The 25,584-nt window shown below is 49.0% G+C and carries 27 protein-coding genes and 1 pseudogene; 6 read left to right on the top strand and 22 right to left on the bottom strand.

The genetic code is table 11. From position 1 onward, the window contains the following. Window positions 1-6: 6 nt before the first annotated feature. The 16 genes from ACFQ0N_RS01595 to ACFQ0N_RS01520 all read right to left on the bottom strand — a co-directional run bounded on the left by ACFQ0N_RS01595 (window position 7) and on the right by ACFQ0N_RS01520 (window position 10,990). Entirely contained in the window at window positions 7-666 is a 660-nt protein-coding gene (locus ACFQ0N_RS01595) for a hypothetical protein (protein WP_379322589.1), read from the bottom strand. Between the two features lie 525 nt (window positions 667-1,191). After that, complete coding sequence (locus ACFQ0N_RS01590) at window positions 1,192-2,580, bottom strand: replicative DNA helicase (RefSeq protein ID WP_379322588.1); 1,389 nt, start codon at window positions 2,578-2,580, stop codon at window positions 1,192-1,194. Continuing rightward, window positions 2,561-3,373 (bottom strand): conserved phage C-terminal domain-containing protein, encoded by an 813-nt coding sequence (locus tag ACFQ0N_RS01585; RefSeq protein WP_379322587.1) that lies wholly within the window; start codon window positions 3,371-3,373, stop codon window positions 2,561-2,563. The genes ACFQ0N_RS01590 and ACFQ0N_RS01585 overlap by 20 nt, the downstream gene beginning before the upstream one ends. Window positions 3,374-3,390: 17 nt before the next feature. Continuing rightward, window positions 3,391-4,020: a hypothetical protein gene (locus ACFQ0N_RS01580; protein WP_379322586.1), complete on the bottom strand. Its 630-nt coding sequence runs from the start codon at window positions 4,018-4,020 to the stop codon at window positions 3,391-3,393. Between the two features lie 14 nt (window positions 4,021-4,034). Next, on the bottom strand, window positions 4,035-4,742 hold the full coding sequence (locus ACFQ0N_RS01575; RefSeq protein ID WP_379322585.1) for an MBL fold metallo-hydrolase: 708 nt from the start codon (window positions 4,740-4,742) through the stop codon (window positions 4,035-4,037). Then, entirely contained in the window at window positions 4,742-5,860 is a 1,119-nt protein-coding gene (locus ACFQ0N_RS01570) for a hypothetical protein (RefSeq protein ID WP_379322584.1), read from the bottom strand. The genes ACFQ0N_RS01575 and ACFQ0N_RS01570 overlap by 1 nt, the downstream gene beginning before the upstream one ends. Before the next feature lie 22 nt (window positions 5,861-5,882). Further along, a complete protein-coding gene (locus ACFQ0N_RS01565; RefSeq protein ID WP_379322583.1) occupies window positions 5,883-7,856 on the bottom strand; it encodes a hypothetical protein in 1,974 nt (657 codons plus the stop codon). An 8-nt stretch (window positions 7,857-7,864) separates the two neighbouring features. Further along, window positions 7,865-8,122: a hypothetical protein gene (locus ACFQ0N_RS01560; RefSeq protein WP_379322582.1), complete on the bottom strand. Its 258-nt coding sequence runs from the start codon at window positions 8,120-8,122 to the stop codon at window positions 7,865-7,867. 195 nt (window positions 8,123-8,317) lie between these two features. Further along, entirely contained in the window at window positions 8,318-8,638 is a 321-nt protein-coding gene (locus tag ACFQ0N_RS01555) for a hypothetical protein (protein ID WP_379322581.1), read from the bottom strand. Between the two features lie 16 nt (window positions 8,639-8,654). Continuing rightward, window positions 8,655-8,822 (bottom strand): hypothetical protein, encoded by a 168-nt coding sequence (locus tag ACFQ0N_RS01550; protein WP_379322580.1) that lies wholly within the window; start codon window positions 8,820-8,822, stop codon window positions 8,655-8,657. Beyond that, the gene (locus ACFQ0N_RS01545; RefSeq protein WP_379322579.1) at window positions 8,819-8,950 is read right to left on the bottom strand and encodes a hypothetical protein; all 132 of its coding nucleotides are present in this window, start codon (window positions 8,948-8,950) and stop codon (window positions 8,819-8,821) included. Before ACFQ0N_RS01545 ends, ACFQ0N_RS01550 begins: the two co-directional genes overlap by 4 nt. Window positions 8,951-9,153: 203 nt before the next feature. Next, a complete protein-coding gene (locus tag ACFQ0N_RS01540) occupies window positions 9,154-9,303 on the bottom strand; it encodes a hypothetical protein (RefSeq protein WP_379322578.1) in 150 nt (49 codons plus the stop codon). A gap of 275 nt (window positions 9,304-9,578) precedes the next feature. Further along, window positions 9,579-10,271: an ORF6C domain-containing protein gene (locus ACFQ0N_RS01535; RefSeq protein ID WP_379322577.1), complete on the bottom strand. Its 693-nt coding sequence runs from the start codon at window positions 10,269-10,271 to the stop codon at window positions 9,579-9,581. A gap of 16 nt (window positions 10,272-10,287) precedes the next feature. Continuing rightward, complete coding sequence (locus ACFQ0N_RS01530) at window positions 10,288-10,545, bottom strand: DUF7667 family protein (RefSeq protein WP_379322576.1); 258 nt, start codon at window positions 10,543-10,545, stop codon at window positions 10,288-10,290. Window positions 10,546-10,582: 37 nt separating this feature from the next. Then, entirely contained in the window at window positions 10,583-10,780 is a 198-nt protein-coding gene (locus ACFQ0N_RS01525; protein WP_379322575.1) for a helix-turn-helix domain-containing protein, read from the bottom strand. Between the two features lie 27 nt (window positions 10,781-10,807). Continuing rightward, a complete protein-coding gene (locus tag ACFQ0N_RS01520) occupies window positions 10,808-10,990 on the bottom strand; it encodes a helix-turn-helix domain-containing protein (RefSeq protein ID WP_379322574.1) in 183 nt (60 codons plus the stop codon). A gap of 382 nt (window positions 10,991-11,372) precedes the next feature. Between ACFQ0N_RS01520 and ACFQ0N_RS01515 the strand changes: the two genes are divergently transcribed. From ACFQ0N_RS01515 to ACFQ0N_RS01500, 4 genes are all read left to right on the top strand, one after another. Next, entirely contained in the window at window positions 11,373-11,795 is a 423-nt protein-coding gene (locus tag ACFQ0N_RS01515; RefSeq protein WP_379322573.1) for a helix-turn-helix domain-containing protein, read from the top strand. A gap of 18 nt (window positions 11,796-11,813) precedes the next feature. Further along, entirely contained in the window at window positions 11,814-12,224 is a 411-nt protein-coding gene (locus ACFQ0N_RS01510; RefSeq protein WP_379322572.1) for an ImmA/IrrE family metallo-endopeptidase, read from the top strand. 83 nt (window positions 12,225-12,307) lie between these two features. Then, a complete protein-coding gene (locus tag ACFQ0N_RS01505; RefSeq protein WP_379322571.1) occupies window positions 12,308-12,499 on the top strand; it encodes a hypothetical protein in 192 nt (63 codons plus the stop codon). Further along, window positions 12,477-13,691: a tyrosine-type recombinase/integrase gene (locus ACFQ0N_RS01500; protein ID WP_379322570.1), complete on the top strand. Its 1,215-nt coding sequence runs from the start codon at window positions 12,477-12,479 to the stop codon at window positions 13,689-13,691. The genes ACFQ0N_RS01505 and ACFQ0N_RS01500 overlap by 23 nt, the downstream gene beginning before the upstream one ends. A gap of 81 nt (window positions 13,692-13,772) precedes the next feature. On the opposite strand, the pseudogene ACFQ0N_RS01495 reads toward ACFQ0N_RS01500, so the two are convergent. The 6 genes and pseudogenes from ACFQ0N_RS01495 to ACFQ0N_RS01470 all read right to left on the bottom strand — a co-directional run. Further along, window positions 13,773-15,290, bottom strand: a pseudogene (locus ACFQ0N_RS01495) (pyruvate formate lyase family protein); the annotation flags it as partial. Between the two features lie 129 nt (window positions 15,291-15,419). Beyond that, entirely contained in the window at window positions 15,420-16,028 is a 609-nt protein-coding gene (gene mobA, locus ACFQ0N_RS01490) for a molybdenum cofactor guanylyltransferase (protein ID WP_379322569.1), read from the bottom strand. Between the two features lie 393 nt (window positions 16,029-16,421). Beyond that, a complete protein-coding gene (locus ACFQ0N_RS01485; RefSeq protein ID WP_379322568.1) occupies window positions 16,422-18,164 on the bottom strand; it encodes a family 10 glycosylhydrolase in 1,743 nt (580 codons plus the stop codon). A 52-nt stretch (window positions 18,165-18,216) separates the two neighbouring features. Further along, window positions 18,217-19,848, bottom strand: coding sequence for an extracellular solute-binding protein (locus tag ACFQ0N_RS01480; RefSeq protein ID WP_379322567.1), 1,632 nt, complete (start codon window positions 19,846-19,848; stop codon window positions 18,217-18,219). A 74-nt stretch (window positions 19,849-19,922) separates the two neighbouring features. After that, window positions 19,923-20,816 (bottom strand): carbohydrate ABC transporter permease, encoded by an 894-nt coding sequence (locus tag ACFQ0N_RS01475; protein WP_379322566.1) that lies wholly within the window; start codon window positions 20,814-20,816, stop codon window positions 19,923-19,925. 31 nt (window positions 20,817-20,847) lie between these two features. Further along, entirely contained in the window at window positions 20,848-21,711 is an 864-nt protein-coding gene (locus ACFQ0N_RS01470; RefSeq protein WP_379322982.1) for an ABC transporter permease, read from the bottom strand. A gap of 290 nt (window positions 21,712-22,001) precedes the next feature. Here ACFQ0N_RS01470 and ACFQ0N_RS01465 point away from each other — a divergent pair, with 290 nt between their 5' ends. Both ACFQ0N_RS01465 and ACFQ0N_RS01460 read left to right on the top strand, forming a co-directional pair. Further along, window positions 22,002-23,576: a response regulator gene (locus ACFQ0N_RS01465; protein ID WP_379322565.1), complete on the top strand. Its 1,575-nt coding sequence runs from the start codon at window positions 22,002-22,004 to the stop codon at window positions 23,574-23,576. Between the two features lie 45 nt (window positions 23,577-23,621). Beyond that, window positions 23,622-25,385, top strand: a complete 1,764-nt coding sequence (locus ACFQ0N_RS01460) for a sensor histidine kinase (protein ID WP_379322564.1) — start codon at window positions 23,622-23,624, stop codon at window positions 25,383-25,385. Window positions 25,386-25,584 lie beyond the last annotated feature (199 nt).

Genomic DNA, 25,584 nt, shown 5'->3' with positions numbered 1-25,584 from the left:
TCCCTTTTAGAACAATGTTTCTTGCTTCTCCTCAGCCGCCGCCTTCGCTTCCTCGCGGGCCTTCTTTCTTTCCCTAGCCTTCTTCTTCTTCTCCTTCGCGATTTCAGGGTGCAGTATAGCTATCAATACTTCTTTCTGATAGCTCGGGTAGTCATTCACAAATGTCTCGCCCTTGTTGACCCGCCAAATCGCTTCGGCTATTCTTGCCAGCACATAAGCGTCAGCGATGTTAAAGGTTGGCGGCTGATCGCCCCAATGAGCCTCTACGGCCGCCTGAACACGCCGCTTCACCTCATCGCCTTTAAGCCTACGCTTCTTACCTGGTCGGTCCGGATCGGGACCATACTCAGAAACATCAACAAAGTTTTTGAGCTGATTCGGCGTGGCAACTTCAAAACTGCCAATTCTCCGATCTGTAGCAAGCCTTGCTGCCCAGTTAAATCCGCTTGAAACCTTGTTTGTGTCGAATGCCTCCATAGCAAAACCTTCGATGCAAACATTGTCGTCTTCCCGCAGGTGGGCATAGACAGAGTTGAAAATCATGTTTATCCGGCGGGGGGCAGTATCGCCTTTTCCCTTAATCTCTTTCCAGCCGATGAGCTTTCCGTCTGGATCGAGGGCGACGATGCCCGTTGTTGTTGCCGGGTCGATCCCCACGTGTCGCATTGCTCTGTCTCTCCTCCTTCAGTTTTTTATAGTCAATCTCCCAATAGCAGTAAATCTCTGCTATCACCCTGCCGGCATCGTCATAGATAACCTCCCATGGATCTCCATCAAAATACGGATCGTACCGGCCGGGCCTCATGCCTTCCGGCTCCAGGGTATGAGCGGGGCAATCTTTTGATAAATCGGACGCGCGTCTATATGGTTCGAAGTTATTTTTTTGGAATAATAGCGTCTGGTTTCTTCCCAAATCACATCCAAGTGCATACTGCATAGCGGCACAAGCGCAAACGTGCCAGTTTTTTGTTTACCACATTCCGGGTAATTACATCGGTGCTTTTGCATCGCGGTTATCCTCCTCTCGATTCACGTTCCCTTCGTTTGTAGTCAAGGACTTGGGCTGCCACGTAATCATAGGTGCGCATTAGTTTGTCGCGTTCAGCACCTTCTAGCAGCGGATCCCCTTCAACCTGATCCAACTCGGCAGCCTTTGCGACCAGCCATTTTAGTGAGGCCTGATACTGCTCCTCATTTTCGATTCTTCTGCCATTGGTTTTTGCGCTCAGTTCTAACCACTTCCTTTTTCTCTAGCTCCTTGTAGCGCTGCAGCCAGCCCTGGAAGAGATAGCGGAATTTATTAGTTCCGATGTTGCGGCCTTTGGCAAAAACGGACTGGATAACCTTACCGCCTTGCTCTGTATCGTCCGGATCGTGCCAGAGGAATTCGACAACGTCCGCATCCTGCTCAATGCTGCCGGACTCTTTCAGGTGGGATAGTTTCGGCTCCTCCGAATTTTCGCTATCCCTTGTCATCTGCGATAGCAGGATAAAGCAGCAATTCATCTGCCTTGCAATCTGCTTCGCTGTCTGAGTTACCCGGCCTATTGCTTGGTCACGGCGCTCCCCACTCTTTTGTGGGATGTTCATGATTTGGAGGTAATCCACGATAATTGCTGCGATTTTCCCATGTTTCTTCTTCAAGCGCCGGACAGTCGAGCGCACTTCTTCGATTGTGACGGCAGCTTTGTCTTGGATATAAATAGGCAATGTTTTCAGTTCTTCATAGGCGTTAATGATTTTTGTACGTTCTTCAATGGTGAAGCCTTCTTCGCCGCCTTTGTTAATGATTCGGTTGTAGCTGACTCCAGACAGATTAGAAATTATGCGGTCAATCAATTCTCGGCGCCCCATCTCCTGCGAGAATATTGCAACCACTCCAGCATTCTTTAGATCAACCAGTATCCGATCGATCTCAGTTCGCTGTCTGGCGATTCCCACGCCCAACTGAAGTGCCTTAGCTGTCTTTCCTACCGATGGACGCCCGGCGATGATGTAAAGCCATCCCCGCCATACCTGCGCCCATTTATCAAACTGGTCGAAACCACTCAGCATCTTCTCCGGCTGTTCCTCTAAATGATCCATGTAGTCGGCTTCCATTTCCTCGAAGCTCATCATGCCTGACACTTCTTGCGGCCGCAGTTCATCGACCATTTCTTCAATTGTTGAAAAATACTCCTCATCGCTTTCGAAGTTATCTCGGGATAGCTCCGATATCTGCCTGCCGATTTCTTCCCCACGCCGTCCAAGCGCCTTGGAGCGAACAATATTGGCGTAATGGACGACACTTGAAGCAGTGGGACAACTGCGCTCTAACTCCATGATGTATTGAATGCTGCCCAGGTCTTCGAGACGGTTACGCCGCTTGTAATGCTCTGTAACCGTCACAATGTCTACAGGATTGTTGGAACGGTATAAGTAAAGCATGACCTTGTAAATGAGCTGGTGACGCTCAAAGGCAAAATCTCTCGGCTCCAAGAACCCGATATCGTCCAGACAGTCAGGCTTGATGAAGATTGCTCCTAAAACAGATTGCTCAGCCTGCAGATCATGGCTGTATTCAACTCCAGTCGAATTCATCCGGATCGTTCCCCTCCTGAACCCATTGTTGGAACGCTACCTCTTTATCCCTTGACTCGATAGCAGCATCGCGAGCTATCTTTGGAGACTGGTTTAAATACTTATCGAAATTCGTCGGTCTGAAAAGCGTATCCGGCCTGAGATACTCAAACATTTTAGGATCGTCGAGCCAATGACTGCATTTTGTATCGATTACGTAAACAAAGTCTTCATAGGTACGTCCTTCATTCAAACGACCGTTAATTAGCTCTCTTGTCGTCTTCACTTTCGAACTATATTTCTTCCCGGTTTTTTCGTTCAAATAATTGATAATTTCGTCGTGAATCCCTTTCTTTAAGGTTTTCTTTAAAACCTTTCTTTCTTGGCCGGCTAATTCGCCGGGGCTACGATGCGGTTGTACCGTCTTTTTAGCCGGGGAAAGACCGTCTAATTCGCCGGGGAAAGAAATCTCATCTTGTACCGTCTTTTTAGCCGGGTCTACGTCTATCCAAGAATCGTAATCTTTGTTAAATGTCAAAATCCGCGACCTCCTTCCAACTGACTCAGAAACGACATGAACTACATTTTTTTGAATTAGAACTTTCAATTCCCGTTCGATCTGACGCTCGTTTATGTCCGTAGCTTCGGCAATATACGAGACAGAAAAATCCGAGCTTTTCCGGCCGAAACCGTATGTGTATCGCCAAATGACAAGGATGATTCGGAACTGAGTACCGTTAAATTTAAACCGCGGGACCTGTTCCATCAGCTCATTAGCGATCTTGGTGTATTTATCCGGTTGCGGATTCGCCATTCACCTCACCCATTCTTTTATTCTTGCTGCCGATCTTCTGCCAGGACTTCACGAGCTTCGACAACGAGCACAGCCGCCAAGGAATCTAATGGAATGCCGCTGGATGTTTCGTAATGCTTCAGTCGCTCCTCGAATCGTTCCCGGAGCTTATCCTCTGTCGTTGGCTCCTCTTCGACCGTGTAGCCGTTGACAATGGCGGGGAGCAGGGTATCTGATGTCTGGAAACTGTGGACAATCTTTAAATCATCAATAGTTCCTTTAGAATAATCACGCCAAAGCATTGTCGTTATATTGGAGTAAGCAATGATTCCATAATCGGATATTCCTATATTTCTCAGGCGTTCTAAGGCATCTGCCAATTCCCTCGGCAGCTTGACCTTCTTGCCTTCGCGTTCTTTCTCCAGTGCGATATTCAAACGCCGGATGCCGTCATTTGCTATAGCCAGCTCTTGACTCAGCTCGCCTTTCTCCCGCTGAAGCTGAGCGATGTTTTCTGCCATACGATCAGCAATTTCCTTACCAGCCTTCTCCAGATCCTTGATGTGCTCCATCATGAACCCGACTACTTCTTTCGGAAATGACTTAGTTCCAGGCATAGATAGCACGTTCTCTATTTTTCTCCGATAGTGATTTGTCATTTTTTCCATCGTTCCACAACCTTTCATCGATTTGCCACATGGACGACGGCGCCCGTCAGCCCTTGTATTTCGCGTTTAAATAGTGCTTCATCGCTGTTTGTGTCACTCAGATGCAGCAACCAAATCTCCTTGACGCTGCTCATGTCATTGGCTCGAAAGAAGTCTTTCACGTTCTCCAGACTGAAATGCGATCGAAGCAGCCGACGTTTCATCCCGGGCGGTACGAGTCCGGCCGCAATATTACTGTCAAGGATCGCAGTCGAGTAGTTGCATTCAACCATAATGTAATTTAGTCCGCTGAACCTGTACTGGATGTAATAGGTATCCGTCGCAAACAGCAGCTTCTCGCCTGCTTGATTCGCCATTAAGAATCCAAGCGGCTCCTCGACATCATGCTCAACCTTGAAAGGCAGGATCGTCCATGTGCCGATAGTAAACTGCTTGCCGGCTTGGATTGGGATCGCCCTATGTCCGGCCAACCCGGCTGCCGCAAACGTTCCCTCTGAAGCGTAAATGTCGATGCCAGCCCGCATAACATCGGCTGCGCCTTTGCAATGGTCAGTGTGTTCATGTGAGATCAAGCAAGCCGCTATATCGGCTGTTTGAAAGTTAAGAGCCCGCCGAATATCCTTGAATCGGATACCGCATTCCAGTAGCAGCCCGGTCTTGCCGTCCGTTACGTGATAGGCGTTACCGGCGCTGCTGGAGCCAATCGGTGAAATAGCGATCATTACCAGTCTTCGCTTTCTGTGGCCTGCGGCTGAGTTTTCTGCTGCGTTGGCTGCTTATCTTGCGGCTGTTCCAGATCCGCCGGCGGCATATCTACTGGCTGCTCACCTTGCGGCGCTTCTGCTGCCGGCTGGCTTGGCGGGATCGGCTCAATATCAATGAAATCCCGATTCGCATTCTCATTAATCTCCTGACGGACTTCATAAGCGGTATCGTCCGTTGCATCAGAGTGAAGCATTTCAACATACGCGCTACCGAAATCTTTCGGAATCTTCTTGACGATGTTGTTCCGAATTTTCCGGATGATCATCGACTCGCGGCTTTGGAACTCCATCCATGCTGGGCTAATCCATTTCTGTAATTCCGGATCGTCCAGTGCTGCCAATCCTAGTCCAGCAGCCTTCTTCAAGAACTCTGCTTTCTTCTCGGCAATCTTCTTGGATTGCTCGGCGTTGGCGTCATAACGGGTTTTGCCAGCCGGTAGAACGCCGAACGTTTCATTCATCATGTTATTGCTAATGTGAGCAATGAGGTTTTTCGCTACATCGTCACGCTCGCCAATAAAATATTGAATGCTCTTGTCTTTGAAGATGATAGGATAGACGATCCGGACAACCTCGCCCTTGCCCTTTGGCGTCCATTTTGGCGGCGACATTTCCAGTCCGCTGAATGTTGGATATTCGAAATCATCGCCTTCTCGCACCAGCCAATATGGGCGGACCTGGTCAACGTTCCGGCCGAAATTGCTGAGGATCGCGTCGTTGCCATCACCCTCGATGCCCATTTCAATCTGCTTTTTCCAAACGTCTTTCCCGTCAACCTTCACCTTTACGTTCCGTGTTTGGAAGTATACTTCCCGCGGGCTTGCAGAAGCATTCAGTTTCAATGCGGCGACCTGCAGCAGCGTCGATGTCAGATTGTTTTTGTCGAGGTTTGGGTCATTAAAGGAAATACCTTTTGCATCCAGAACCCCATTGATAGCTGAGAGAGCGTTCATAACGCATTGCTTTGCGTACTGATCCATATTGATGCCATTTCCAGTTAATTGACTCTGGATCATCGGAAGAAACGTATCGTTAACTTTTGTCAGTCCTGTGGAATAGGTTGTTTGGTTACTCAAGGTTGTCGCCTCCAGATTTAATTTAGTTGTTTGCTACCCGCAATTGCTTATCATCTTTGCTAACGATCAGCCTAATCTGCTGCCCGGCCGTCTCGGCCAGCTGCGTCACTGCCTCGGCGTTGTCGATAAAGATCGGAGCTGCAAGGCCATAATGCTCTGACAGCGTATTGATAATGTCCAAGCCGGCATTGATCTGAGCAGCCCTGTTAAGGCCGTTGCCATAAGGGACCAGGTTCGGGCCGTATAGCGTTTCGCACACTTCGTTGACCGCGCCGTTCACCTGCGTTTCGAAGAGCTTGAATCGAACTGATTTGAATTTCGCATTAATCCTATCTTCCAGCATACGGACTTTGGTACGAATGAACTCTTCTGTCAGATGCAGCTGCATTTCAAGCCCCTCGTATTCCCTTGCCAATTGCTTTTCCTGATCCTTCAGCGCTTCGATACGGGCTTTGCCTGCTCGCACCTGCTCAAACCTAGCAAGATTGCGCTCCAGCGCCTCTGCTTCCGTCCTGAGCTTCGCAAGCTCCATCCGGGACGATTCCAACACTCCGGCAGCGGACGACCGCAGTTCCCGAATCTCTTGCTCTACATCCGATCGCTCCTGCAGCTTGGCTATGTAGGCCGGATCGGTGTCAACGTCTTGTAAAGATACTTGTAAATTTTTAATTATTTCATCTGTCGCGGCAGCTACCGATTGAGCGGACAATAACGCTTCACGATCAACCTTCAGCCTTTCGGTGAGATTGGAAATTTCCTTCTCCCACTCATCAGCTTGGGCTTTCATACCCCGTCCCATTGTCTGGATGTGCTCAAGCTGCTCAGATCGCTGCGAATTAAACTGTTGCTGTGCCTTTTCGATTGAAGCAGCAACCTCATCTTCCGGCAACGCCTGGCCGCATGTTGGGCAGGAGTCGCTGCAGTTGTGGGCAAACTCCCTTTCCTTAACAGCCTTCAAATCGGCTCGGAGCTTATTCCGGCCCTCTACATTCTCAGCCACCTGACGCTGCAGAGACTCGATTTGCCGTTCTGTGCGCTTGATCCGGTCTTCAATTTCAGCCGCCTGCCCTCGCTCTTTTGATAGCACTTGGCGTCGTGCTGCAATTTTCTCAATCCCGCCAGCTTGAATGGTGTTCTTCAGTTGCAGCAACTCGCCCTCGATCTCACGTAGCCGATTTGTTTTAACTGAGATTTCACCGCCCGACTGGATGCGCGTCCGCTCGGCATCTTTTCCTTGGATGCGGCCCCGGAGCGCTTCGAGTTGCTGTTGTGCAGTCTGCTCATCGATCCCGCCTGTGGCCGGCATGCCCCTCTGCACTTCGGATATGCGGACCGGGATGTCAGCCAGCTCCTTATTGACGCGAGTCTGATCGGCTTTGATTTTGTCCCGGTGACGGTCCAGCGTACGGCCTTCCATTAGGCCGGGAAGCGCAGAAAGAGCATCATTGCTCTCAATGACTTCCTGATCCGTCACATCGCCACAAACCTCCAGCAGCAACTGGCGCCGCTTCTTCCAGTCCAACTGCTCGTTGAAATAATGCGGGCTGGTCAGAAGCTTGAATTTGTCCTCGTCGATGATCCGGGCAATCTCGGCGTTGTATTCGCCCTTATTGAGCGGAGCGCCGTCGATAAAATAATCTGTTTTGTGTCCGGTAAACTCGGCCGTTGCAGTTCCGCGCTTCTTCGTCCACTTTTCGGAAAACACCTTCCTGAGCGTTCGGCGTTGGCCGTTGATCAACAGCAAGCCCTCGACTTCGTGTTCCACGCCACTTAAGGGATTGCCGGACTCGTCGAGCGTCTTAATCCATTTCTCCGGCTGCGCCTTATCCCGGCTGTCCTTGTCAAATAGGAGCCAGTAAAAGCCGTCAAAAAGCGTTGTCTTGCCGGCAGCATTGTCGCCGTACACATCTGTGTCCGCTCCGTCTGCCTGCAGGTTAAAAGATATGAGTCCTTTGAAATAGCTGAATTTTAAAGAAAACAGTTCGATGCGGTCCATTGATTGCTTTACCCCCTTGCCGTGAAAGCTTGGAACGGCGTGCCTTTAGCTTTTGCCAGGCGCTTGCGCTCCCTGCGAGTAATAATGCGGCCGTACTCCGCTTTGATCGCCTCCGACACTGCCGACAGACCAAGCTTGCCAGGCTCATACGGCGTTTTCTCAGACTTTGCTGCCTTCAGCTGCCTGCGTGATTTAAAGATAGCGAACTCCTTTGCGGCTGCTGATTGCTTGGCACAACGGAATGCTTGTTTTTTATCTTTGAACATGGGTGATTACCTCCGATTTATATTTTTCTAGTAGTTCTCCTGAGAAACAGGCGCCCTTTACCGGACCGCCACGCTTTACACGCCATCCGGCGCTACAACTTGCATCACCGTTACCGCCCCGCTGGCATTCAGAGCAAGCGACGAACATCATGCCCCGGGAATCAGGCTTGCTATGTTTTGGTTTCATGGAACCTCCTACTGCATTACCTTAATCAAGTCATTAAGCTCGCTCTCACGGTCTGCCAGCAGTGATTTAACAAGTTGTAACACCATATCGTGCAGCCGGGTGCCTTCCCGATCCCATTCATTTGAATGGAGAACGAATGTTTCATTATGAGTTACTGGTACTCTGACTGTGATAGATTCCGGAAGTTTCTTTCCGTCACGGACAACTGCTGTTTTTTTGGATTCCGTCCATTCGATCATTTTCCGCAGGGACTTAATTTCACCGTGCAGTTCCCCAGCTCTTTTGGCGATTGCGATCTTTTGATTAATCAAATCTTCGATTGAATGCATTGAATCGGCTCCCTCCTTAAATAATGAAAGTTTCCGGCTTGCTATCCTTCAAATCCTCCGCAACACATCGGAAGCTGCAGTAAACATCCTCGCCAGCTTTATATACGTTCTGGCCGGCATGGATTGGCGCCTGACAGCTGCTATTGCAGCATTCGTCGATTTGTTCAGAGCGATCATCGTTCATACCCACCACGGCTCCCAAGTGCCGTTTTTCCACATTTGAACAAAACGCTCGAATGTAACGCCGTGTTTCTCATACAAGTTATGATGAACAAAGTAACTGCCCAACCGATCCAAGATTTCATCAGGCATGCACGCTCGCCTCCGTTTCTGTCAGGATGCGGGCAGTCATCGGGCGAATGCTTTCCTGGGCCCGAAAATCAGCAAGTAGTTGAGCAAGCTCTCGACCTTTGAAGACTCTGTCGCTTACAAGTACCGGTCCGGATGTGAGCCCTATAACTGCCAGCATGGCACCAAAGTTTATGTCCCCTTCTCTCATTGCGATTGCTCCTTTCTTAATCGATAAGTACAAGCAAAAACGAATGATCCATGTTACCGCGCGTGAAATCGACCAGTATCCAGCCTTGCTCAAGCAGAGCGTTTACTATAGCTTCATCCTTTGTCTTTTTGATCTGCTTGACTTCTGAGAGGTTATATCCTTCCACTCGCCTTCCTCCTCTCTCTCCACTGCCGGAGGGGAATGGTAGCCGCATGCTGCAGCTATGATAAGGACGGCTACCGTTATGCCGGCTATGCGTAGTCGGTTACGTTTGCGCATCCTATCAAGCCTCCAATAGTTTATTTACAATCCGCTTTGTTGCTGATACAGACAAGATGCAGCTTACTTTCAGATACATCCCATTCGACGCGAAAATGTAATGTGGCACGCCCGGAAACACGAAACTTCCAGTAAGCGTAATTTTCATGGTTCAGACTCCTTTCAGATTGTTATTTGAGCGTTGGCAGCCTCGATCTCCATTAGCAGGTTGTTCGGGGCTGACCACCGATCGATGTAATCCAGCGCCCGATCAAGATCCTTGCGAGCTGTGTTGCACATCGAATTGACTGTGAAGTATTCTTTAAAATCGTTCCAGAGTGCGGAATAAACCTTTCCTCGTAAGCTGCTGTCCCGATACGCTGCCGATAACTTACCGCCAATGATTTGCAGGACTCTCCTGTTAGCGAACTGCTTGAGCGTCTGCTGCTGGCCGTAATCGACCGTTGTGTTGTTCTCCAACTGCTCGACTCGCTGCTCTACCTCTTGGCTGCGCTTGTCGATAATAAATATTGCCTGCATTTCTTTGCTCAAGGAAGCGAATGGAGCAGCTTCAAGGGTAGAGCGCATGCGGTGGAACTCTGAAATGTACTGCTCTTTAAACTCCGTCGCCTTGTGGCCTGTATATCCCATTGCCAACAAAGCGAAGCCTTGCTCTGTCAGGATGTACTTGGGCAACTCTTTGTTCTGCTCCGTCCTGTAAGAGGAGAGCACAAAATGGTGCTGTCTAAATTCTTCACTGCATCCCAGCAGTCTAATATCCTGCATCACTCGTTTATGCTCTTTCGCGAATGATGCGGCCACTGTCAGGCTGTCCGTTACCGTCTTGCCGTTTTCGATGAATACAAGTTTGGTCATCTGTTCATTTCTCCTTTCACATTGATTTTTCCAACTGTTCAATTTGCCGACAGATATCATGCTGCCACTCAACATCGTTCATCGCATAAGCGATCTTTAAAAGTTGATGGAGCTCATCGTGCTTGCGGACGATCTTTGCATTGATGCGAATGCAGTGTTCGACTTCTTTCTGCTCTTGCATCGGAAGTTGCTGCCAGTTTCCGATCCTCAAAGCCTTCTCTGTCAACTCTGCAAGCCGGCGATGCACCGGGTGAATCCCAATACCAATTTGCACTGTAATCACCTCGAATCGATAAGTGTCCGGAGTGATGTTATTCCCCTCCGTCTATCAACCGCTGCTCGTATTCCAGCAGCCACTCGCGCCGGATACGGTGTTCCTGACCTTCCTTATAGCTGCGAAGCTCCCCCGCCTTAATACGACGCCTTACAGTCCGCGTACAGCGCCGCAGATATTGGGCGGATTCGAGCAGAGTAAGAACGGGCGGGAGTTCTGTTGGTGATTGATTCATGCCATTCCCTCTCTTTCTATTTAGTTTTCAAATGGATAGAATCTTGCAGATGTGTTTGATGTGTTCCTGAGCTTTTGGCCCATCTTTCCGACCGCGAATAATATCCGATAGATAAGCATTCGAGATGCCAACTATTTCGGCTAACTCTTTTTGACTCATCTTCCGTCTAAATAACTCCGAACGTACTTTCATGCCCAAATTTTCATTCATGTCAACACCTCGCTTTATTTTCGATTGACGTCGCAATGCCGTTGTAAGCTCTCATTGCCCCTGATGATCGATTACTGATTGTTGATTCGCCACACAACCTCCCATAGTATTTTTTAAGCTAATTTGTTAGCTGATTATTGACAATAAGTATCCAATAGTATACTATTTAGTCATAGCTAAATAAGACTTTGAAAAGCCTGTAAACATTACATTTCACCCGTTCCCCAACGTTAAAAATGTATTTGAATAGGTCATATTTTTAATGTCTTTTTAGCCAACAAATTAGCTTATGTGAACATAATAATACAGTTGGATACCCATGTCAACCAAAAAGTATCCATTTGTATAATTTGTTTACCTAAGCAAGTGAAGGGTTGGTACTATGCTTTTTAATAGAGTTAAGGAATTATCTGAAAAGCGCGGAGAAAATATGAAGGTTGTGGCTCAAAAATTAGGCTTTAGTGAAAATGCTTTTTATAAATGGAAAACACAAAGCCCAAAGTCAGAAACATTAGAAAAAGTAGCAGACTATTTCAACGTATCAGTTGATTACCTGCTTGGTCGCACAGATGATCCGGATACACTAAAGCCGTACTACGCTCTAACTGAAAAAGATGAACGCGACATTGCTTTACAGCTTGAAACGATGATGAGCAACCTGAAGTCAGAAGCGCAATATAATTTCATGGGTGAACCGATGGATGATGAAGATCGTGAACTGCTTCGCATTTCATTAGAAAACACCATTCGCATGTCAAAGGAGATGGCGAAGAAAAAGTTCACACCAAAAAAATACCGAAAATGATATTCCGGGGGCATCGAGATGGAGAAAAAGAAAGCTCGGGAACTCATTCTTACCCACGGAACCAATTCACCTTTAGAGATCGCAGCGCAGAAGAATTACAAGGTTCTGTACGAAGACTTAGGAAAAAACACTTGGGGTTACTTTACTCGCATCAACCGAATACCTTGCATTCACATCAATAACCGCCTTAATTATGAGATTACCATTTTCGCTGGTGCTCATGAGTTGGGGCATGGGATTCTTCATCCAGGAGTTAACACGCCGTTCCTAAGGAGCAATACACTCTTCTCAGTGGACAAGCTGGAACGGCAGGCGAACCGGTTCGCGATCCATCTAATGATTGGCCTCAACGAACCGGAACCTGGTGAGACGAAGCGGCAATTTCTGATCCGCTGTGGCATACCTGAATTATTTCATGATTTCTATTAAACTTTGCGCTTTCCAGTCGCAAGGCTGTTCATTATACGCATTAAACCAAACATATATTCTCGTTTGAGGAGATGAGTAAAACAATGGTCATTGATTTGCAGGCTTACAAGGACAATAAGGCACGTACCCCAAAACCAGCAGTACGCCGAATCCCAGTATTTGAAAGGGTATTCGTGAAAGACGGCAAACTGATCGGGGAGACTGCGAAAGGAACTCAATTGATAATAAAGGATTATGCGAAGGAGGATTCAAATGGCGAAAAAGGAGACTGCTAACGAGAAGAAAAAGAAGAAGCTCCCGCCTGGAGTCCGGGAACGGGGTGGCCGTTATACGTATCGGTATAGCGTCGAGGTTGTTGTGGAAGGTAAAGTAAAGAGGAAACAGAAAGAAACACCGTCATATCCAACGGCCAAAGAGGCCTATGACGCCGGCATTCTGATCGCCGCGGACAAGCAGCGCGGCAAACTGGTCGATGAGAAGAATATAACGTTTGGAGTCTGGAAAGAAAAATGGTTAAAGTCTTATGAGGCCGAACGGGATCCGAGGAAGTATACACAGCGCGGTCGTGAAACAGCCTTGAAATCACTTGAGGGCTATGTAGGGGAAAACAAACGATTGAAAGACATAACAGTTGATGACTATCAGGAATGGTTACTTGAGCTAAAACGAGAGGGGAAAAAGCAGAATACTATTAGACAATACCATGCTGGCGCTAGGATGATGTTTGCCGACGCAGTACGTAAAAACATCATTGCTGAAAGTCCAGCTGAGAAATCCGTTTTACCGGTATTTAAACAAACGCTTGAGGAAATTGAATCCGGAGAGTTTGATGTTCCAAAGTTCTTGGAGCAAAAAGAATTGAAACACTTTCTCCAATTGGTTAGGTTCCGTGGCGAACCGCAAGAATATGCCATATTTGTAACCCTCGCTTACACAGGGATCAGGATCGGAGAACTAATGGCTTTAAAAGTATCCGATTTTAACGAAAAAGAACGTACATTATCAATAACAAAAACACTTACCATCTTATCAAGCGTCAAAAATTATCACCTCGGGCCACCAAAAAGCAAATCGTCCATTCGAAAAGTATCAATTGGTGAAACGGTTATTAAAGCGTTAAAAGCTCAGTTAGCTTGGAGGAACCAAAAAACAAATGATAAGAGGGTCAAGCATGATTCAGATTTTATTTTCTGGAGCCCTAAATACCCTGGATACCCTCTTCGACCAGACGGGATTTGGAGACGTTTCAAGCTGCTTGCCGCGCTCGCTGAACTACCTGATAGTCTTACTCCCCACAGCTTACGACATACGCACGTCTCACTTCTAGCTGCAGGAGGGGAGCAACTGGCAGTAATACAAGAAAGGCTTGGTCACAGGGACGACGGGATTACAAAACGAATCTACCTCCATGTAACAAAGGAACAACAAAAACTTGTGCCTGATCGGTTCGAGAAAATCATGAATTAATATTTTGTGGGTAACTTGTGGGTAAACACATTCCGTTACATAGCCCATTCCGCGTAATTACGCCACTCTTAAAAAGATCAAATATTTATCGTGCATGTAGTGGATAACATTCAGCGTATTCATGTATAAACGTGCGAGCCAATCCTGCACCGTCTCAAATTTTGCCATTACTTCGTCATAGTCGAGTATTTCGGAAGTAATTGGCGCCATTGCCGGGCCAACCTGAACGCCCAGTTTCTCGTCGATCCCGCCATTGATGGCATAAAGCAGCACTTTGGCCATATTGGCGCGAGCACCGAAAAATTGCATCTGCTTGCCGATGCGCATCGCCGATACACAGCAAGCAATACCGTAATCATCGCCAAAATGCGGGCGCATCAGATCGTCGTTTTCATACTGAATGGAGCTTGTTTCCGCTGATACTTTGGCGCAATATTTTTTGAATTTTTCTGGCAAAGCTGAAGACCACAGCACCGTTAAATTCGGCTCGGGCGCAGGCCCCAGATTGTATAACGTATGCAAAAAGCGGAACGAATTGCGCGTTACTCTTGTCTTGCCATTCAGTCCCATACCGCCCACAGCTTCTGTCACCCATGTCGGATCGCCGCTGAACAACTCATTATAGTCCGGCGTCCGCAGGAATTTGACCAGCCGCAGCTTCATGACAAAATGATCGACTAATTGCTGCGCCTCCGCTTCGGTAATCGTCCCTTCCTCCAGGTCGCGCTCAATATAAATATCGAGGAAGCTCGATACCCGTCCAAGACTCATTGCAGCGCCATTCTGCTCTTTTATCGCCGCCAGATAGGCGAAATATAGCCATTGGATCGCTTCTTGCGCATTATGCGCCGGCCCGGCGATGTCGTAACCGTAAGAAGCGGCCATCTGCTTAAGCTCCTGCAAGCTGCGGATTTGCTCGGACAGTTCCTCACGAAGCCTCATCACGTCTTCGGTCATCGCATCAACCTCAAGCAGCAGCAATTCTTCCTTCTTGGCCAAAATAAGCCGGTCGACGCCATACAGCGCTACACGGCGATAGTCGCCGATGATGCGGCCGCGGCCGTAAGCATCCGGCAGGCCGGTAATAATGCCGGCACGGCGCGCCGTACGCATTTCGGTTGTATAAGCATCGAATACGCCTTGGTTATGCGTCTTGCGAATTTCGGTAAATAGCCGCTCCATTTCCTCCGGCAGCTTGTAGCCATAAGCCTCGCATGCATCGACAGCCATTCTGATGCCGCCGAACGGCTGGACAGAACGCCGCAGCGGCGCATCGGTCTGCAAGCCGACAATTTGTTCAAGCTGCTTGTCGATATAGCCTGGCTGATGAGAAGTAATCGTCGATACTGTATCAACATCAATATCAAGCACGCCGCCTTTTTCCCGCTCCTGCCGCATTAATTCGAGAACTTGCTGCCACAGCGCTTCCGTCTCCGGCGTCGGCCCGGACAAAAATTGTTCGTCCCCGTCATAAGGTGTAATATTGCGCTCAATAAAACTGTTCACGTCGATTCCCTTTTGCCATGCCCCTGCCGTAAACCCGCGCCAAGGAGCGCCTGCTTTTTTCTCTCCCATTACGTCTGCTTGATTGATTGCCATTGTGAATGCACCTCCGTTATGTCTTCATCATACTGCGCTACCGCATGCCGGACTATGACATCCGTCACTTTTTCGATCAAGGTCTGAAAATCGGTATTGTGCATGGTCTCACTTTTTACTGCGATTAGTCTAACTAGCGGACCCGATATCTGCAAGCAATCGGTTATAATCCTCTTCATTATGAATGCCCGTCACAAATTTCGGGTCAATCCACCGCTGCCTGAAGTAAGATTCCGGCAAGCCGCGCCAACTTAGCAACTGCAGCAGTTCCGTGATCTGCGATCTGCCTGCATCAAGCAGTTGGCCGATCGTCTCCGAGCAGCGCTTATCATAAATGCCATGTAGTAAATCATCAATCGTGCCTGTCTGCGGCAAAACGGCGTCACAGCCTGTCCGCCGCTTCTCCTCTACCATCAGCTCTGCCGCAGCGGCGGATATACAAGGCATATGACAGCCAACAATCCATACATCGTCATGTTTAGCCAAGGCGAGTCCGGCATGCATGCCGCTAAGCGGCCCTTTGACCGGAAAGTAATCGGTAATGATCCGTACAGAACGGTCGACGATACGCAGCAGTGAAGAAGGATCGGTGGTCACAATTGTAATATCGTCACAGCATTTGCCCAATTGCTGCAATTGCCGTTCTAGAAATGTCTCATCCCCCAGCTTGAGCAACGCCCTGTTTGCCCCATTCATGCCACGGTTCTCCCCGCCTGCCAATAAAACGCCTGATAGCATGGCGATTCGCCCCCTCTAACGACAGCCCTTTCATAAAGCGCCGCGTGTTTTTGCTTCATTCTGTAACTAGCATAATAACAAAAGTCATTGGGCGGCTATGATGTAGGTCACAGTGGAGAAGAAACGGCTGGCTCGTCCCTGTAGCGAAACAAACTGCCTTGGCAAACATCCGTATCGAGTTCACTACGACTAGCCCCAGAATGTTGCATAACGTACACAATTTTCGCCAAAACCGCCTACCTGACCGCAAAATTGTGCATTTCATACAACATTTCCTTCGCAATGTGAAGATAAGCCAAACGCCACTCCTCGTGGCGCTTCAGACAAAAAGCACGCCAGCTTTCCCAAGCGGGAGAAGCGTGACGCGCTTCAAAATCGTATAAGCCGCTTCAATTAATTAGCCGTAACCGTAACGCGGTCAAATTTCGCGCGTCCGTTCTCATTATCTTTCGGGTTGCTGAAGGCAAGGCCGATATGAACATTTTCGTCCATTGCCAGCTCAACCTCCCAAGCCTTCGTCCAATTCTGGCCATTGCCCGACCAGTAACCTGTGAACAAATTCCCACTTCGTTTCAATTTTAACCATTTAGGCACCTTCACGCCTTCGAACATTTCGATCTGCGTATTGCGCTTCTCCTGCTCGCGGTACTGGAAGCCGGCCCCATTGTCCGGATCCGGCGTCAGCAGCATATCAACATGCTTGGCATAGGAGGACAGCGATTCGCGGATCATGACGCCGGCCTTCACCCATTCGCCGGCATTGCTGATTTCCTTGACGCGTGCGACGATCGTGCCGTCTCCCTGCAGCGGCCGGCTCACGTAATAGAAGCTGTCCGCCCGTCCCCATATATCCGATTCGCTACTACGAATGGTGAACGTCCCTGTTGAATTTTGATAACTGGACGATCCGGTACTATTGCGGAAAATCGTTCCCTGCCATTGGCCCGGCAGCACCGCAGCGGCATCGGCTGTATGATCCGGCTGCGGCTCGTCATTTGTCGGCCAGTTGCGCCGCGCCTTAATCACTTGCAACTGCTCTTCCTCCCATTTTCCGTAAACGAAGAAGGACAAGTGCGTGACATCCGGGAACTGCTCTTTAATGCCGCCATACACCTCTTGATACTCTTCATCAAGCCAGTCGTCATCGAGCGTTGGAATGATCGCTGCCTGCGGGCCAAGCTTGGCTCTCGTCTGGCCAAGAATTCCATCCTGTTCATATACCCACTCCGGATCGAAATCCCAATCGTCGAAATAAGCCATCGGCGCGATAAAATCAACATCATCCTTAAACTTGGCTACATCCTGTCCCACCTCGACGAATTCCGGCGGCAAAATGTACACGCCCAGCTCTGCAACCGGTTTAATTTGTTTCATCCCGGTACGCACATCGTGAACATACTGGCCGATTTGCTCGGTCCGCCACTTGTTCCATTGTCTGCGCGCTGCGTTGTCCGTTTCCAAATCAATATTGAGCGGATCGATCCCGTAAGCCGTCATATATTTCGTCCGCGTGAACGTACTCATATCCATATTGTAGTTGTCAAAGCGCAGCCAGTCGAGCACAACCCCGTCCACATCATAATTCGCGACGACCTCGTTAATGATGGAGCGCTGGTAGGCCTGCACGCCGGGATGGAGCGGATTGACGAAATATTCGCTATTGCCGGAGCCTGTAAATGGTACGACAGCGCCGTTAACGAGCGCTTGCATTTGCCAGTCCGGATCCTTGAGCGCGGCTGCCTGATCATGGAATTGCGGAATCCAGGCGCGCACTTTAATGCCGCGGGCATGCGCCTCTGCAATGACAGCAGCCAGCGCGTCGAAATTTTCGTAGCCCGGGGCGATCGGGGCAATTGCGCTCTGATAGAAGACAGAGCCGGACGGCACCTCGTCGTCCTCATCCTGCTTGACGTTCAAATTAATGACTGCCACATCGTTAGCTTGCGCCATATTCATAAACTGCACGACATCGCTGGCGCTCACAAATTGATTGACCGTGCGCACAATAATTTCCGTGCTGAACGGCTGCTGTTCGCCATTCTTGCCCTCTCCAGCCGCCCCCGCTGTACTGTAAGCGGGAAGCAGCAGCGCGCATATGAACAACAGCAACGTCCATCTTCTTAGGCTGATTTTCATCTTTTCACCCCTTCTATGGATTAGACGCCAAGCCAGGCTTAGGCTGCGCGCCTTAATTCCCATTCATTTTTTTCAAATTCGCTTGCCATCTTTCTGTCTTGTACTCCAGCAATTTCTGATAACCGGCCTTCTCGGCTTCTTCTCCCGCCTTGTCGATCAAGGCGATGACTTCCTGCTCGTTTTTGGCATATAAAATTTTTGCCCGCAGCTGATCCAAAATATTGGCGACCCGCTGGTCGATAATCCCTTCCTCTGATTCTGGGAGCGGATTAATATTGCTGAATTGCGTAATATCAAACGAGGTTTTCCATGCCACATTCGTCTGGGATACGGTTGCCCAATCCCGCTGCCCTTCCGGCAGGATCAGCTCATTTTCCGCCTTGGAGCCGTCAATGAAGGCTGTATTGCCTACCCACTGGAACTCATTCCAAACCGCCATATCCTTCGTGCGCTGCTCAACATCGGTTTTATATTTATCGGTGTAGACCGGCGCTCCTTTTTCATTCGTACCCTGCCAATACAAGCCTTCCGGACCCCAGAAAATGATCCGCTGTCCTTCCTCGCCGGTCTGCCAGTCCAAAAATGCGAATATGCCTTCCGGATTTTCCGCGCTCGTCGTAATAACCGCCACATTCCAGCCTAATGAATCGAACTCGTTGACCCACACTTTCTTCGGGTCGACACCTTCCTTATGCAGCGGCCAAATCATCGTATAGCCGCCTTCCGGATCTTTCGCCTTAAGCAGCGTGTTCGCCTCCGTACCGATGACCGTCGTGTTGAATGCGCCCAGCACAGCAACGTTGCCGCTGTTTACTTTTTCTTTGACCTGATCGAGCGTTTGTGTTAGCGCATCCTGGGTAATCAGCTTTTCGCTGAAAAACTTGTTCGCCATTACCATCGCTTCCCGGAACACCGGATCGGCAAAAATCGAGGTCAGCTTATCGCCTTGCGGCATATAGCCGCTCAGCATGTAACCTACCGGATGGTCCTCGGCCATGCCGGCATAGAAGAAATCAATGCCCTGCCCGGCCATTCCTACTTCATAAGGGATGACCTTCGGGTATTTCTCCTTGACCAGCTTCAAATAAGCGTAAAGATCATCGAACGTTTCCAGCTTCGGAGAGCCCAATTCATTATAAATTTTGTTGTTGATTGCATAGCCGCCGTTGCCCATCGGATCTTTCGTATACCAGTTCGGGAACTGATACAATTTGCCATCTTCCGAACGCAGCATATTCAACGTTTTTTCGCCGGCCCATTTTTTCAAGTTCGGATACTTATCCAGATATTCATCAAGCGGAACGAGCTTGCCTGCCTTGCGCAGCTTCTCAATATCGTTCCCCCGGTCCGACCAGATGACGTCCGGCAGCTTGTTGGAGGCGATCATCGTATTGAACTTTTGCAGCGCGGCGCCGCCGGCTTGAACCGCTTCGACCGTCACCTTCTTGTTATCCTGAATCCATTTCGTCGCAGCGTCCTGCCCCCAAGGATACATTGTGTACCAATCATAATTACCGTAGAACGAAAATTTGAGCGGCGTTTCGCCAAATACAAACCCGCTGGCTCCTTCCTGCTTCCCCGTCTGCTCCCCGCCGTTTGACGGATTGCCGCCATTCCCGCTGCAAGCTGACAACAGCAAGCCGGTACCGAGCAGCAGCGCAAGCGCTGTTCGTTTCTTCTTCATTCTTTTCCCCTCCCGATTCTTCACTAATCCTGTAATGCTATATTAAAGCAAGGATGCTTTAACACCAATATCTCTTACTCTTTAATAGAGCCGATCAATAACCCTTTAGTAAAATACTTTTGCAGAAATGGATAGATCGCCAAAATCGGGATCGTCGCCACGAGCATCGTCGCCCTTGTAAGCGATTTGGTCGTCACCTGCTGCATGCTGGACAGTTGGTGCTGTGCCGCGGCATTGGTCTGCATCAGCTGCTCGGACATAATGTTCGAGCTCAAAATCTGCTGCAAAATCGTTTGGATCGGCAGCAGCCGTTCATCCGAAATGTAAATGCTGGCGGTAAACCAGTCATTCCAATGCCCTACCGCAGTGAACAGCGATAAGGTAGCAATAACAGGCCCCGAGATCGGAATAACGATTTTGAAAAAGGTGCCCCAATTCCCGCAGCCCTCAATGCGCGCCGATTCCTCCAGCCCTTCCGGCAGCTCCAGAAAAAAAGTGCGAAAGATAATCATATTCCAGACGCTGATCAGGCCCGGGATAATCATCACCCAAAAGCTGTCCATCAGCCCCAGCTCCCGGTTAACCAGAAAGCTCGGAATAAGCCCGCCGCTGAAATACATGGTGGCGATACAAAAAATCATGTAAAACTTGCGGAACAGCAGCTGGCGCTTGGACATGGCATAGGCAAACACGGAAGTAAGCAAAATGGAGGACAGCGTCCCGACTACTGTTCGCAGCACGGAGATGAAAAAGCCGTTCATCAGCCTTTTATCCTGAAATACCACCTCGTAATTGCTCCATGTGAATTCCCTTGGCCAAAAAGCGACCCCGCCCTTCGCCGTATCGGCTCCCGCATTGAATGAAATGACGATCGAGTTCCAGAACGGGTACAGCATCATAAACGTCGAGACTAGCAAAATAAAGTAAATAGCCGTCATGAACAAACGGTCCGGCACACTATGGCGCATTCATCGCTCACCTGCGTTTCACTTAAAATTTTTACCAGAGACTTCTGCCCATCTTGCGGGCGATGGCGTTGGCAATCGTCAGCAGACCGACACTCAGCACCGCCTTGAACAAGCCAACCGCTGTGGCATACGAGAAGCGCGAGCTTTTAATGCCGACGCGATAGACGTACGTATCTATAACATCGGAAACTTCCTGCAGCACCGGGTTTTTGGCAAGCAGCAATATATCCTCGAATCCCGCACTGAGGATATTTCCCACATCCAGAATCATAAAGATGACGATAACGCCGGTAATACCGGGCAGCGTAATATAGAAAATTTGCTTGAACCTGCTCGCCCCGTCGATCGCTGCCGCTTCATAAATGTCGGGATTGATGCCGGCTATAGCCGCGAGGTACACAATCGCAGAAAACCCGACTTCCTTCCATATCCCTGTCGAAATCAGGATAGCCCAAAAATATTCCGGTACCGACAAGAAATTGATCGGTTCACCGATTGCCCCCAGCTTTTGGAGCAGCATATTGAGACTGCCGTTATCGGTTGCCAGCATCGACATCACCAAGCCGGACACGATGACCCAGGAGAGAAAATGCGGCAAATAGCTGACTGTCTGAAATACTCTTTTGAAGCCCATATGACCGATTTCGTTCAGCATTAAAGCCAAAATAATCGGCGCCGGGAAGCCGACCAGCAACCGCAAAAAGCTAATCACGAGCGTGTTGCGCATTACATACCAGAACTCGGGAGATTCAAAAAAGATCTCGAAATGCTTGACTCCGACCCACTGGCTTTGAAAGAAGCCGTTAAAAATATCATAATCCTGAAAGGCCATCAGAACGCCATACATCGGAATGTAAGAGAAGACAAGTATTAACAGCAGGGCCGGGATTGCCATCAATTGCAAGTCAAGCTGCTTTATAAACTGTTGTCCGAGCGAGCGTTGTTTTTTTCGCTGAATTATTTTCACTGCCTCATTCCCCCACTTCTGATGCGATCGATCGCTGCGATAAACTAAGTGTAAGGGTTGCACGAATTAGAAAAAACTGAAGTATTCAATGAAAAGTGTACATTTTCCATGCTCTTTTAACCGGAGATAACAAATAAGATTGCCACCCACCTCACCGCTATGTTCTAATAAAAGAAGATCATTGTTCAATTGAAATCGGGTGCCTGGAGTGAAAAGCTATGTACAAAGTTTTGCTCGCTGATGATGAAATATTGGATATTCGGGGAATGCAAACTTTTATCCCCTGGGAGCAGCTGAATATGGAGGTCGTAGCTGCTGTTAATAGCGGCTTCGCCGCACTCGATTATATGAATGAGCACCCTGTCGATATCCTCATCACTGATATTCGCATGCCCAACATGTCAGGCCTGGAGCTGACGCGCATGGCGATCGAGCTTAATCCTGAATTGAAAACGATTTTTATAAGCGGATATGAAGACTTTCATTATGTCAAGCAAGCCCTTCAGCTTAATGCCAAAAGCTATGTGCTCAAACCGATCGATGACGATGAGCTGATCGCAGCGCTGGAATCGATCAAGAGCGACCTGGAACGGCAGGCCAGGCTGTCCAAAATCGAAACTGGCTATAAGCTGAGCGGCTCCGTCCTCAAAAATGAGTACCTCTTGCAGTTGCTTCAAGGGACGGTGCCGGCAGAGACGCTCCGCACATTAGAGCAGGATTACGGCGTCTCGCTGGCGCATCGCACGCTGCGGGTCGTCATTATCGAGCTGGACGATCTCGCCTGGAAATTAAGCTCCATGTCCGAGCAGGGACAGGATGCGCTTATTGCCGCAGTCTGCGAGGCGATTGCGCAGCAATGCGAGCTGCATGGCATTCGCACCCTTTGCAGGATTTCTCCCCACCGGCTGGCCTTTATTCTGGAGCACCGGCCCCAGCGCGATATCCCCCTGCTGTCGCAATTCATCGGCCAGATTAAACTGCAATTTCCTTTTACCATTACGATCGGGCTGGGAAGTCCGGTAACTGCCCCCAGGCAGATTGCCGAATCGTATCAGGAGGCCAAAAGCGCGCTGGATTATAAGATGCTGAGCGGGAAGAGCAAAATTATTTCCTTTGATGAACTACAGAAAGACAATGTGAAGGAAGTCAACGATCTGGACATGGCGCTCGATGCCCTGTTTCTGGCGATGTCCCAATATGAGCTTGTGCGCATTCACGATGAGCTGGAGACGCTATTCGCCCTGATCCGCAATATGAAATCAAAGGCAACCGTTTACAATTTCGCGATCCAAATTATTTCCGGCTTGGATGCCTACTTGAACGGCTTGAATGAAAACCTGTTTAAGCTGCTGAATGAGCATGGGGAAAATATCGACATTTTGTTCAAGCTGGAGACAATTGACGATATTCAGGCCTGGCTGCGCAAACGGGTTTTCGAAATATCGGAAATTTTACAGCAGAAAAAACAGAAAAAGAACAGCAAGCTGATCGAATCGGTCTGCGCCTATGTAGAACAACGGCTGAGTGAAAATATTACGCTGCGGGATGTCGGCAACTATTTCTCCTTTTCGCCAAACTATCTCGGTCTGCTGTTTAAAGAAGGAACGGGGAGCAACTTCAGCGATTATGTTATTGAGCGCCGCATGGAGCTTGCCCGCAAGCTTTTGCAGGAGCCGCAAATGAAAATTTTCGAAATCGCCGATCATGTCGGCTATAAGAGCTTGACCTACTTCAGCCGGCAATTCAAAGACAAATACGGGATGTCTCCCGGGGAATACCGCAAGAAATGCTAAGCTGATTATGAATTTTGTAAAGAGAGAAAGAGAGCGGGAGCGGCGATGCGAGGCAAACGACATTTTCCTTTTGGTTATAAGCTGATGATTTCTTATGTGTTGCTGCTGATCGTTCCTGTCGCGCTTGTGGGAAGCATCGCCTATACGACCTTCGTGCAATCGATCAGAGAGCAGACGCGGGCGAATATCGCGGGAACGCTGCAGCAAATACAAGACAATATTACGTATCGGATCGAGGATACCGAGCGGATATCGGGTTTGCTCTATTACGACCGGACGCTCGCCGATTACTTGCGGCGCTACGAGGAAGGATGGTACAGCTACGAAGCGACGACCAAATATTTAATTCCGAAGCTGCAAAATACAATCAATGCAACCGACCGCAACATCGCCCTTGCTGCTTATGTGCAAAATAACGCGCTGCCCGAGATCCATTACACGCATAACGATACCGATCCGCTGCTCGCCAAAGGTAAGCTCTACGAGCTGTATCATCTGGATCGCATCAAGGAAAAACCATGGTACGTGAGCTTGCCTGAGGAACAATACGGCATTACGATGGTTTGGAAGCAGATCGAAGAGGATCAGCAGTTCGGCAATATTTCCTTGCTGCGGCGAATGGTAGATACGAATGACCCGACCAACATCACCCAGATGGGCATGATGCGGATTACAGTCAAAATCGCCGATCTGCTGCAAAGCGTAGACTATCAAAAAATCCGCGAAGGAAGCACGCTCATCATTACAGATGCGCAGCAGGCTGTGCTGCACTACTCCAGCGGCGACCCGGCCTTCCGGCCCGAGCAGCGGAGCAGCTTGATCGCGAAAGGCCATCTGCATATTGAGCATGAGCAGGTCATTCCCGGGCTCGGCTGGAAGCTCTCGGCGCTTATTCCAAGCGATGCGCTGGAGCGGGACGCCAACCGGATTCGCAATCTTACTATTATCATTTGCCTGATCAGCATCGTCTTGTTCAGCTTCGTCGGCATCTTTTTGTCCCGATATTTTGCCAAGCGCGTCACGAAGATCGTAGCGGTGCTCGATGCCTTTCGCGGAGGGGAGTTCCACAAACGGTTCCACTACAGGGGCAATGACGAATTCAATCATATCGCCTCCGCCCTTAACGAGATGGGCGAAAATATGAATCAATTGATTCATGAGGTTTACGTGACAAATTTGCATAAGAAGGAAGCTGAGCTGGAATCGCTGCAGGCGCAAATTAATCCCCATTTTCTTTACAATACGCTGTCCTCCATCAATCGGCTGGCCCAATTGGGCGAAACCGACAAATTAAGGTTCATGGTGAAAGGGCTCGCCAAATTTTATCGGCTGACTCTGAATGAAGGGCGGACGATGATCCCAATCGGGAAGGAACTGCAGCAGGCCAACACTTACATGGACATCCAGAAGATCAAATACGAGGAGCGGCTCAGCGCAAGTTACGATATCGACGAGCGGATTATCGGGTATGACACGGTCAAATTGATCCTGCAGCCTTTTATCGAAAATGTGCTGGAGCATGCCTGGTACGGGGATCGTATCCATATTCGGATAACCGGCCGCCTGGAGGAAGATTGTATCGAATTCAAAGTTATTGACGATGGGGTCGGCATAAGCCAGGAGACGATCGGACAAATTTTTCATCCGCACGGCATGAAGCTGGGCTACGGCATTCGGAATGTCGATCAGCGGATTAAGCTGCATTTTGGCGAGCAGTACGGGGTCACCATTCATAGCCGCCTGGGCATCGGCACTACTGTAAAGATTACGATTCCTGTCTATCGGCATATGGACAATCAGGCTGATTAGATCATGTGATTTCATCGCTTTATGTCCACTATCCCCTTTGCTCAGCTGGGCCAAAAAAGTCAGAGGGAACGGCCGCTATGGCCGCAAATCGCCTTAATACAGCAGGCAGCAACTGCCTTACTGATCAAAGGGGATAATGGCTATAATCGTTGCCAGCGTTACAAGCCAAAGCAACTGAGTAAAAGGGATAGTAGTTATA

It is taken from the genome of Paenibacillus sp. GCM10027626 (assembly GCF_042676285.1).
Classification (GTDB): Bacteria; Bacillota; Bacilli; order Paenibacillales; family Paenibacillaceae; genus Paenibacillus_Z.
Note: the sequence above shows the minus strand (reverse complement) of the source record. Positions and strands in the feature narration are given on the sequence as shown.